The organism is Hoeflea sp. BAL378 (genome assembly GCF_000759435.1).
Taxonomy (GTDB): Bacteria; Pseudomonadota; Alphaproteobacteria; order Rhizobiales; family Rhizobiaceae; genus Hoeflea.
The window spans coordinates 1-10057 of the sequence record NZ_JRJG01000163.1; the positions used below are offsets into that span (position 1 = coordinate 1).

8 protein-coding genes are annotated in these 10057 nt (G+C 66.9%); all 8 read right to left on the minus strand.

Annotated elements, in window-relative coordinates; genetic code table 11:
• Nucleotides 1–250 (minus strand): tRNA (adenosine(37)-N6)-threonylcarbamoyltransferase complex dimerization subunit type 1 TsaB (gene tsaB, locus LL06_RS23960; RefSeq protein ID WP_035533027.1); only part of this gene is annotated, 250 nt, incomplete at its 3' end.
• A gap of 117 nt (nt 251–367) precedes the next feature.
• Nucleotides 368–934 carry a NifU family protein gene (locus LL06_RS23965; RefSeq protein WP_035533004.1) on the minus strand — a complete coding sequence of 189 codons (567 nt, stop codon included), beginning with the start codon at nt 932–934 and terminating at the stop codon, nt 368–370.
• Nucleotides 935–1051: 117 nt separating this feature from the next.
• A complete protein-coding gene (locus tag LL06_RS23970; protein ID WP_035533006.1) occupies nt 1052–1543 on the minus strand; it encodes a universal stress protein in 492 nt (163 codons plus the stop codon).
• 87 nt (nt 1544–1630) lie between these two features.
• A complete protein-coding gene (gene trpS, locus LL06_RS23975; protein ID WP_035533008.1) occupies nt 1631–2692 on the minus strand; it encodes a tryptophan--tRNA ligase in 1062 nt (353 codons plus the stop codon).
• 85 nt (nt 2693–2777) lie between these two features.
• Nucleotides 2778–4376: a murein biosynthesis integral membrane protein MurJ gene (gene murJ, locus LL06_RS23980; protein WP_035533010.1), complete on the minus strand. Its 1599-nt coding sequence runs from the start codon at nt 4374–4376 to the stop codon at nt 2778–2780.
• On the minus strand, nt 4373–7216 hold the full coding sequence (locus tag LL06_RS23985) for a [protein-PII] uridylyltransferase (RefSeq protein ID WP_052161880.1): 2844 nt from the start codon (nt 7214–7216) through the stop codon (nt 4373–4375). The genes murJ and LL06_RS23985 overlap by 4 nt, the downstream gene beginning before the upstream one ends.
• A 105-nt stretch (nt 7217–7321) precedes the next feature.
• Nucleotides 7322–8779 carry a RimK family protein gene (locus LL06_RS23990; RefSeq protein WP_035533013.1) on the minus strand — a complete coding sequence of 486 codons (1458 nt, stop codon included), beginning with the start codon at nt 8777–8779 and terminating at the stop codon, nt 7322–7324.
• Nucleotides 8772–9899: a GNAT family N-acetyltransferase/peptidase C39 family protein gene (locus LL06_RS23995; RefSeq protein ID WP_035533016.1), complete on the minus strand. Its 1128-nt coding sequence runs from the start codon at nt 9897–9899 to the stop codon at nt 8772–8774. Before LL06_RS23995 ends, LL06_RS23990 begins: the two co-directional genes overlap by 8 nt.
• Nucleotides 9900–10057: the final 158 nt, after the last annotated feature.

Sequence of the window (10057 nt, forward strand, 5' to 3'; positions counted from 1 at the left end):
GGCCGCGGGCGAAGGAGACGCCGACACGGATGCCGGCGAAGGAGCCCGGACCGATGGTCACGCCGATGCGGTCGACCTGGGTCAGCTGGCGGCCCGCCTCGGCGAGCACGGAAGCGACGATCCCCGGCAGTTGCTCGGCATGGCCGCGGCCGATGTCGGGGCTCATCGAGGCGAGGATGCGGTCGGCCTCATCCTGGTGGAGCGCCGCGGCGCAGAGCCGGGCGGAGCAATCGATGGCAAGCGTCAACACCGGGCATATCCAAGCAAAAGGGCCGCGCGGGCCAGAGGCAGGCGCGGGCGCGCGCCCGCAGAATCCTGCGCCTGCTGCGGCAAGGACGGCATCCCCTCCGCCCCGGGCAGGCCGGGATCAGACGACGGCTTCGACTTCACGGACTTCCGGCACGAAGTGGCGCAGCAGGTTCTGGATGCCGTGCTTGAGCGTTGCGGTCGAGGATGGGCAGCCGGCGCAGGCGCCCTTCATGTGCAGGAACACCGTGCCGTCGCGGAAGCCGCGGAAGGTGATGTCGCCACCGTCCTGGGCCACGGCGGGACGCACCCGGCTTTCGAGCAGTTCCTTGATGGTGGCGACGATGGTCTCGTCGCCTTCGGCGAAGAACTCCTCGTCGGACACCGGCTCGCCGCCGTTCTGGCTCGACATGATCGGCGCGCCGGACATGAAGTGCTCCATGATGGTGCCGAGCACCGCGGGCTTGAGATGCTGCCAGTCGGGGCCGTCCTTGGAGATCGTGATGAAGTCGTATCCGTAGAACACGCCGGTGACGCCCGGGATGCCGAACAGCTTGGCGGCGAGCGGGGAGGCGTTGCCAGCCTCCTCGGCGCTGCGGTAATCGGCGGTGCCGCGATCGAGCACGACCTTGCCCGGAAGGAACTTCAGGGTGGCGGGATTGGGGGTGGATTCGGTCTGGATGAACATGGGCAATCTCCGTGCCTGGCCGAGGGGGGCGGGCCAGTTTAGAACTCTTCAAAACAAGATAGACCTCCCGACGTCCGCGATCAAGGGTCGGTTCCGCCGGAAACGGTCCAGGACGCGCTAACTCAGCGCGTCGATTTCATCGTCGGTGAGCGCGTCGGGGATGACGGTGACCGGAATCGGGAAGGCCGCGCCGCGGCCGGCGATAGAGGCGACCAGCGGTCCAGGGCCGTCCTTGGCGGAGCCGGCGGCAAGCACCAGGATGGCGATGTCCTGGTCTTCCTCGATCACCGCGTGGATCTGCTCGGTGGTCTTGCCCTCGCGAATCACCACTTCGGGATCGATGCCGATGATCTGGCGCATCTTCTCGCTGGCCTTGGCGAGCGTGGCTTCGGCCTCCTCCATGGCTTCGGCGCGCATGATCTCCTCGACGCCGAGCCAGTGCTGGAAATCGCCGGGCTCGATGACATAGACCAGGACCAGGCCGCCGCCCGAATTGTAGGCGCGCATGCCGGCGTAGCGCATGGCGCGCTCGCATTCCGGCGTGTCGTCGATGACCGCGAGGAACTTGCGCCGGTGACCGGCTTCACGTGAGCGTCGTCTTGATACCATGGGCGGGACAATGCCATCACAGCGGGCTTGCCCGCAAGGCCGATTTTCAGACCCCGCCGGCGCCGCGCCGCCGGGGCCGGTTGCGCGTCACAGGAAGCCGATGATCTCGCGCACGTCGGCCATGGTCTTGCCGGCAAGGACATTGGCGCGGTCGCTGCCGTCCTTGAGAATGGCGTCGATATGGCTCGGATCATCCATCAGCCGCTGCATTTCCTTCGTGATCGGCGACAGCACCTCGACGGCCAGATCGACCAGCGCCGGCTTGAACACGGAGAATTGCTGGCCGGCGAATTCCTGCAGCACATCCTTGCGGGTGCGGTCGCTCAGAGCCGCATAGATGCCCAGGAGGTTCTGGGCTTCGGGGCGGCCCTCGAGCTCTTCGAGGGTTTCCGGCAGGGGCGCGGGATCGGTCTTGGCCTTGCGGATCTTCTTGGCGATGGTGTCGGCGTCATCGGTCATGTTGATGCGCGAGAGATCCGACGGATCGGATTTCGACATCTTCTTGGCGCCGTCACGCAGGCTCATCACCCGCGGCGCCGGACCTTCGATCAAGGGTTCGGTGAGCGGGAAATAGCCCGAGACCTTCTCCTCGCCGACCATCATCTCGACGCCCAGGCCCGCAGCAGCGATGCGCGCGGAGAAATCATTGTTGAACTTCTGGGCGATGTCGCGGGCGAGTTCGAGATGCTGCTTCTGGTCGTCGCCGACCGGCACATGGGTGGCGCGGTAGACCAGGATGTCGGCAGCCATCAGGCTCGGATAGGCGAGCAGGCCGAGCGAGGCATTCTCGCGGTCCTTTCCGGCCTTGTCCTTGAACTGGGTCATGCGGTTCATCCAGCCGATGCGGGCGACGCAGTTGAAGATCCAGGCAAGTTCGGCATGGGCGGGCACTGCGGACTGGTTGAAGACGATGTGCTTGACCGGGTCGATGCCGGCGGCGATGAAGGCCGCGGCGATGGAGCGGGTCTGCGCCTTGAGGTCGTCGTGGACCAACTGGGCGGTGATCGAGTGCATGTCGACCACACAGAAGATGCAGTCGTGATGCTCCTGCAGCGCCACGAACTTGCGGATCGCGCCGAGATAGTTGCCCAGATGCAGGTTGCCGGTGGGCTGGACGCCGGAGAAGACGAGGGGCTTGAAAGAACTCATGGCTTGGGTCCGGGGCTGGTGGAGGGCCTTGTTTCACGCGGAGGCTGGGAACGCCCGGGGCTGATAGCGCGGCAGCGAGGCATCATCAAGCGGCATTTTCGTCGTTGGGCGGAACCGGCCGGCCCGGCTTGCGCCTGAGGCTGCGCCTCACCTGCCCGAGGCTCGCCGCCCCCATGCCGAATGCCAGGACGAAATAGATCGCCGCTCCCGCCGCGGTCAGCGCCGCAAGGGCGGCGATCTGCTCGACGAGGGATCCGGCGGGCCCGAGCCAGGGCTCAAGCCACCGCGTCCCGAAGTGGAGCGCTGCTCCCATGAGCCCCGCCGAGAGAACCAGAAGCGGGATCCGCTTCATGAGGGCCGTGTCGCGGCCCCAGTGGCCGCGCCGGACGAGCACGGTGAAGAGCAGCAGCGCATTGATCCAGCCCGCCGCCGCCGAGGCCACGGCGATGCCCGGAGCGCCGAGCGACGGGAAAAGCAGGAGCGCGGTGGTGATGTTCACCGCGACCGAAATCGCGGCGAAGATCATCGGCGTGCGGGTGTCCTCGCGGGCGAAATAGCCCGGGGTGAAGGCCTTGATCAGCACGAAGGCGGGCAGGCCGAGCGCGAAGATGGAGAGAACCGAGGAGACGAGCAGCGTGTCGGCGGCCGTGAACGCGCCGCGCTCGTAGAGCACCCGCACGATCGGCTCGGAAATGACGATCAGGGCGGCGGCGGCGGGCAGGGTGAGGAACAGGGTGAACTCGACCGAGCGGTTCTGCAGGTGCGCCGCCTCCACCTCGTGGCCGCCCTTGAGCGCACGCGACAATTCGGGCAGCAAGACGATGGCGACGGCGATCCCGACGACGCCGAGCGGAAGCTGGTAGAAGCGGTCGGCCTGGGCCAGCGCCGGGACCGCCCTGTCCTGCCCGGAGGCGATCGCGGTGCCGATGAGCGTGTTGATCTGGGTGATGCCGCCGGTGACGGCTGCCGGCGCCGCCAGCCACAGCAGCCGCTTGACGTTGGCGGTCATGCGCGGACGCCGGAAGCGCACCCGGATGCCCGCCCGGCGCACCGCGGTCCAGACGATGCCGAGCTGGACAAGGCCCGCGGCTAGCACGCCCCAGGCGAGATCGTAGCCGATGGCGAGCTCGTCGCGTCCCTGGCGCCAGGCCCACAGCAGCACCGCGATGAGGATGATGTTGAGGAAGACCGGCGCGATGGCCGCGGCGAAATAGCGCCTGAGCGAGTTGAGCATGCCGGCCATCATGGCGCCGAGCGACATGCACATGAGATAGGGGAACATGATCAGCGCGAGGTTGACCGTCAGGCTGAACTTGACGGGATCGTCGCGATAGCCCGGCGCGATGATGGTGGCGACGAGAACCGGCATGGAAAGCTGCATGATGATGGTGATGACCACCAGCACCGTGAACAGGAAACCGAACACCTCCTCGGAGAAGCGCCGCGCGCCGTCGAGGCCGTTGGCCTCGATTTCCTTGGAGAAGAGCGGGATGAAAGCGGCGTTGAACGCGCCTTCGGCAAACAGGCGCCTGAAGGTGTTGGGAAACTGGAAGGCGGCGTAGAAGGCGCCCGCCACCGGACCCGTTCCGAGCGCGGCGGCCATCAGCATTTCGCGGCCGAAGCCGAAGATCCGGCTCGCCAGCGTGGCGGCGCCGACGCCCATGAACTTCGAGACGAGACTCACGAGGAAGCCCTCTTCTCCCGGCGGGTCGAGCCCTGCGGCGCGATCATCCCCGAGGGCATGTGGTCGCGCACCTCGTCCTCTTCCGCGCTGAGCACCGCCTTGAGGCGGGCGACGATGTTGAGCTTGCGATTCTCGTTGGTGATCTTCTGGCCGACCAGATCGCGCACGTAGAAGGTGTCGACCACCTTTTCGCCGAAGGTGGTGATGTGCGCCGAGGCGATGTCGAGCGACAGGTCCGAGAGCACCGAGGCGACCTCGGACAACAGGCCGGTGCGGTCCAGGCATTCGATCTCGATCAGGGTGAACTTGTTGGACAGCGTATTGGAAATCGTCACCTGCGGCTTGACGATGAACGGCCGGTGCTTGCGCTTGCCGCGGGTCTTGCGGGCGATCACTTCGGGAATATAGGCCTTTCCGGCCAGCACGTCCTCGATCATCCGCCCGATCGAGGCGCCGCGGCGCAGCTCGTCCTCGTCGTCGGGCAGTTCGCGGTTGATGAGGATCGTGTCGAGCGCCCGGCCGTCCGAGGTGGTGAAGACCTGCGCGTCGGCGATGTTGGCGCCGGCGGCGGCGCAGGCCCCGGTGACGATGGACAAAAGCCGCGGGTGGTCGGGCGACAGAAGCGTGATCTCGGTGATGGCATGGAAGGCATTGGTGCGCACCATGGTGGCGAGCTGCTTCTTGGCCCTGTCGGCCTCGCGGATGAACTGGGCGTGGCGCACCTGTTCCTCGAGCGGCACGGCGAGCAGATAGGGCTCGTAATGGAGCTTGACGTAGGCGGCGCGGTCCTTCTCCTTCCAGTCGGAGAGGGCCTCGGCCAGGGCTTCGCGGGCGTGCGCCGTGCGCTGTTTGCGCGAGACCTCGGAGAAGCCGCCCGACAGCATCAATTCGGTCTCGTAGTAGAGCGTGCGCAGCAACTGGCCCTTCCAGCCGTTCCAGACGCCCGGGCCCACGGCGCGGATGTCGCAGACCGAGAGCACCAGCAAGAGCTTCAGCCGCTCAAGCGTGCGCACCTTCTCGGCGAAATCGGTGATCGTCTTGCGGTCGTTGAGATCGCGGGTCTGCGCCACCATCGACATGGTCAGGTGATCCTCGACCAGCCAGGCCACCAGCTCGGTCTGCTTGGGCGACAGGCCCAGCCGCGGGCAGAGCTTGCGCGCGACCCGGGCGCCGGCGATCGAATGATCCTCGGGCCGGCCCTTGGCGATGTCATGCAGGAAGACGGCGACATAGAGCGCCTCGCGCTCCTCGATCGAAGGCATGATCTTGGAGGCCAGCGGATGCTCGCGCCCCTCCTCGCCCTTGTCGATGCCCGACAGCACCGACACGGTGCGGATCAGGTGCTCGTCGACCGTGTAGTGATGGTACATGTTGAACTGCATCATCGAGACGATCTTGCCGAATTCGGGGATGAAGCGGCCGAGCAGGCCGGCTTCGTTCATGCGCCTGAGGATGATCGCCGGCTGGCGCTTGGAGGTCAGGATCGACAGGAACAGCCGGTTGGCTTCCTCGTTCTCGCGCACCTCGGCATTGATCATCCTGAGCGAGCGGGTGACGCGCTTGAGCGCATCGGGGTGAAACTCCAGCCCGCGGATGTCGGCCAGATGAAACAGGCGGATGATGTTGACCGGATCGCGCTTGAAGACGTCGGCGTCGGCCAGCGTGATGCGGCCCTTGTCCTCGAGAAAGTCCAGCGTCCCGGGGATCTTGCGCGGGCGGTTGGCGAAGCGGCTGATCACCCCGGTCAGCCCCGGCGCCTGCTTGGCCTGCTGGTCCTCGAGACCGGCGCAGAAGATGCGGGTCAGGTCGCCCACGTCCTTGGCGACGAGGAAGTAGTGCTTCATGAAGCGCTCGACCGCGGACAGGCCGGGGTGATCCTGGTAGCCGAGCCCCGAGGCGATGTCGCGCTGGATGTCGAAGGACAGCCGCTCCTCCGCCTTGCCGGTGAGAAAATGCATGTGGCAGCGCACCGCCCAGAGGAAATCCTCGGCCTTGACGAAGAGGTTGAACTCGCGGCGCGAGAGCACGCCCAGGCCGACCAGCTCCTCGGTGTTGCGGATGTGGTAGAAATACTTGGCGATCCAGAACAGCGTGTTCAGATCGCGCAGGCCGCCCTTGCCTTCCTTGACATTGGGCTCGACCAGGTAGCGCGTGTCGCCGGCCTTGCGGTGGCGCTCGTCGCGCTCGGCGAGCTTGGAGGAGATGAATTCCGGCCCGCTGCCTTCCACCACCTCGGTGTCGAAGCGGTCGCCGAGCTCCTTGAACAGGGCGCGCTCGCCGCACAGGAACCGGGCCTCGAGAATGGCGGTGCGGATGGTCATGTCCGAGCGCGACAGGCGGATGCACTCGTCGATGTTGCGGGTGGCGTGGCCGACCTTCAGGCCCATGTCCCACAGGATGTAGAGGATCCACTCGACGATCTGCTCGGTCCAGGGCGTGTTCTTGTAGGGCAGCACGAACAACAGATCAATGTCGGAGCCCGGCGCGAGCGTGCCGCGGCCATAGCCGCCGACGGCCGTCACGGTCAGCCGCTCGGACATCGAGGGGCTGTCGACCCGGTAGACGTGACGGCTGGCATAGTCGTAGAGCGCCGCGGTGATCACGTCCTGCAGATGCGAGATCCGCACGGCGCAGGCGGTGCCGCCGCCGTCCTCGAACAGCATGGCGCGGGCGGTCTCGCGCCCCTGCGCATTGACGCGTTTGACCTCGGCCAGAACCTCCTGGCGGGCCTGGACGCTGGCGCCGCCATGGGTCGACGCGATGGCGTCGAGCGTGGCGCGCAGGGTTGCCGGATCGACAATCTGGGTGAGATTGAGGCGGTCTTCGGCGGCTTTCAGCATCAATAGGGTCCCGGTCGCGGTCGGTGTTCAGGCTCGGCAGGCCAAGCCGGGGCTGCTATAGCCGGTTTTTCGGCGAAACGACAGCCTGCGCCCGGCGATCCCGGTTCAGGTGGCGATGCGCTCGATGAACCAGTTGGTCAGCCGGGTCCAGACCTCGTCCTTCTCGGCCGAATCCTCGACGCCATGCTCGAGATTGGGGTTGTCGTTGACCTCGATGACGAAGACGCCGTCGTCGGTTTCCTTGAGGTCCACCCCGTAGAGCCCGTCGCCCACCGAGCAGGCGGCGCGCAGGCCGGTGTCGAGCACCAGCGGCGGCACCTGCGCCAGCGAGAACGACTTGAAGCCGCCTTCGAGCGGCTTGCCGCCGGTGTCGTGCTTGACGATCTGCCAGTGTTTCTTGGCCATCAGGTACTGCACCGCGAACAGCGGCTTGCCGCCGAGAACGCCGATGCGCCAGTCGAACTTGGTGGGCATGAACTTCTGCGCGATCAGCACCTCGGAATCGTGCAGCCAGGCGCCTGCCAGCGCCTTGAGCTCCTCCATGGTTCCGACCTTGGAGACGCCGCGCGAGAACGAGGAATCGGGCACCTTCAGCACCATCGGGAAGCCCAGGAGATCGGCGGCGCGCTGGAAGTCCTCCGGCCCGATCAGCATCACCGTGTCGGGCACCTTGATGCCGTTCGAGGCCATCAGCTCGTCGAGATAGACCTTGTTGGTGCAGCGGATCATCGACACCGGGTCGTCGATCACCGGCATGCCCTCCTGCTGGGCGCGGCGGGCGAAGCGGTAGGTGTGGTTGGAGATCGACGTGGTCTCGCGGATGAACAGGGCGTCGAAATTGGCGAGCCGGGGCATGTCCTTGCGGGTGATCGGCTCGACCGAGACACCCATGCGCGCGGCGATCCGCGCCCAGTGCTTGAGCGTGTCGATCGACGACGGCGGCAGCGCCTCGTTCGGATCGACCAGCGTGGCGAAGGAATAGCGCGCCGGCGCGCGCGACTTGGCGTCCTTCCACTGCCGCCCGGTGTAGCGCGCCATGGCCTGGAAAAACGCCTCGCGGTCGGCGCCGTCGAGCTTGCCGACCGGCAGGAGTCCGATTTTCGAGATCGAGTACCACTCGCCGTCCTTGATGGTCAGCTCCAGGATCGGGGCGCGGAACCAGTCGAACAGCAGCCGGCAGAAGCGCTCGAGCCGCGCATCCGTGCTGGTGCCGAAGAACACCCTGAGCCGCGTGGGCACGGGGGCGGCGGCATGTTCGCGGATGGACTTGTTGAAGGAATCCTCGAGCTCCGGAATGGCGTTCTCGTAGAGCTTGCGGGCGGACAGGTCGATCAGCGTCTCCACCGACGGGATCACCCGCTGGCCGCGCGCCGCCGCCAGCAGCGAGGCGTAATAGCCGCGGCTCTGGTAGGCGTAGGAGCGAGACAGGTTGATGATGTTGGGCCGGGCGCCGCGAAACAGCTCCGGCCGCGCCAGGTAATCGCGGGTGGCGAGCACCTTGTGCTTGGTGGCGGCGTGATCGAAGCTCGACAGGGCGGTGGACAGGATGATCCAGTCAGACATCGGGGGCATTTCCCTTGATAAGAACGGCGGCGCGCAGGCCCGAGCGGCCAAAGCGGGCGATTCGGTCCAGAACCGCATAGGGGACCGGGATGTCGGCGGCGTCGGCCGCGGTCTCGTCGACCTCATCCTCGACCCAGGGGTCATGCACGAAGATATGACGTCCGTCATCGCCATGGGCAAGAACCCAGTGGGGAACTTTCTTGCCCATCATCAGGTAGCCGCTGACCAGGATCAGGGCGACATGGCCTTCGGCCAGGCGCGCGCGCAGCCAGTCGAGGGTGAAAGCCTCTGTGTGCACCGGCGTGCCGGCGGCCCTGACGCGGGCGCGGAAATCGCGCTGCGCCAGCTCCATGACCCGGTGCTTCTCCGGATCGCGCACTGTCTCGAGGAACAGGAGCTCCTCGGTCGAGCACCAGACCTCGGGATCGAGCCCGTGGTCGCGCGCCACCATGGCGAGGCCGAAGGGCTCGCAGCCGCCGGGACCGGCGAGCATGAACACGGTGGTGGCCTCGCGCCACAGCCGGATTTCCCAGACCGGATCGAGAAAGGCGGACGACCGGTACCGCGCCAGCGCCATGAGCAGGCAGGCGGAGCCGCAGGTGAAATCGGTCGATTGCTCGTAGAACGGGGTGCCGAGGGCTGGCGTGTCGGACCCGCGCAGCAGCTTTTCGAAGCGCAGCGCGGCCATGCCGTCGGCATAGTAATCGGCGACCCGGCCGATGCGCCGGTAGCCCGCGGTCTTGTAGAGCGCGATGGCCGAGACATTGTCCTCGCGCACCTCGAGCCGGAGCAGGATGCGGTCGTGGTCCATCGCGGCCTTCTCGGCGGCGGCGAGCAGGGCCCGGCCGATCCCCCGGCCGGCGTGGCCCGGCGCGACCGCCAGCGAGTACAGCCGCGCCAGGGCGGCGCCGGCGCGGAACAGGATCATGGCATAGCCCGTCACCTCGACGCCTCCTCCGGCGGTCTCGGCTTGGGCCACCAGGGTCTCGGCGGTGGGGCGGTCGATCAGCGTACGGAACGAGCGGCGGGAGATCCGGTCGGTCGGAAACACCGCCTTCTCGATGGTGTCGAGGGCGTCGATGTCGGAAATGACGGCGGGGCGAATCCGCGGTGCGGACATAGTATATCCGGTCAGAACTGGTGATCACGGCCGTTGCCGGCCCGCCTGTCAGGCGCGCGAATCATGTCTGATTTGTGTCACCGTGTCACCGGGCGACGGCAGAATTCGCTGACCCGCCCGGGACCGGCGGACTGGCCGGGCCGTTGACGCGGGCCGGC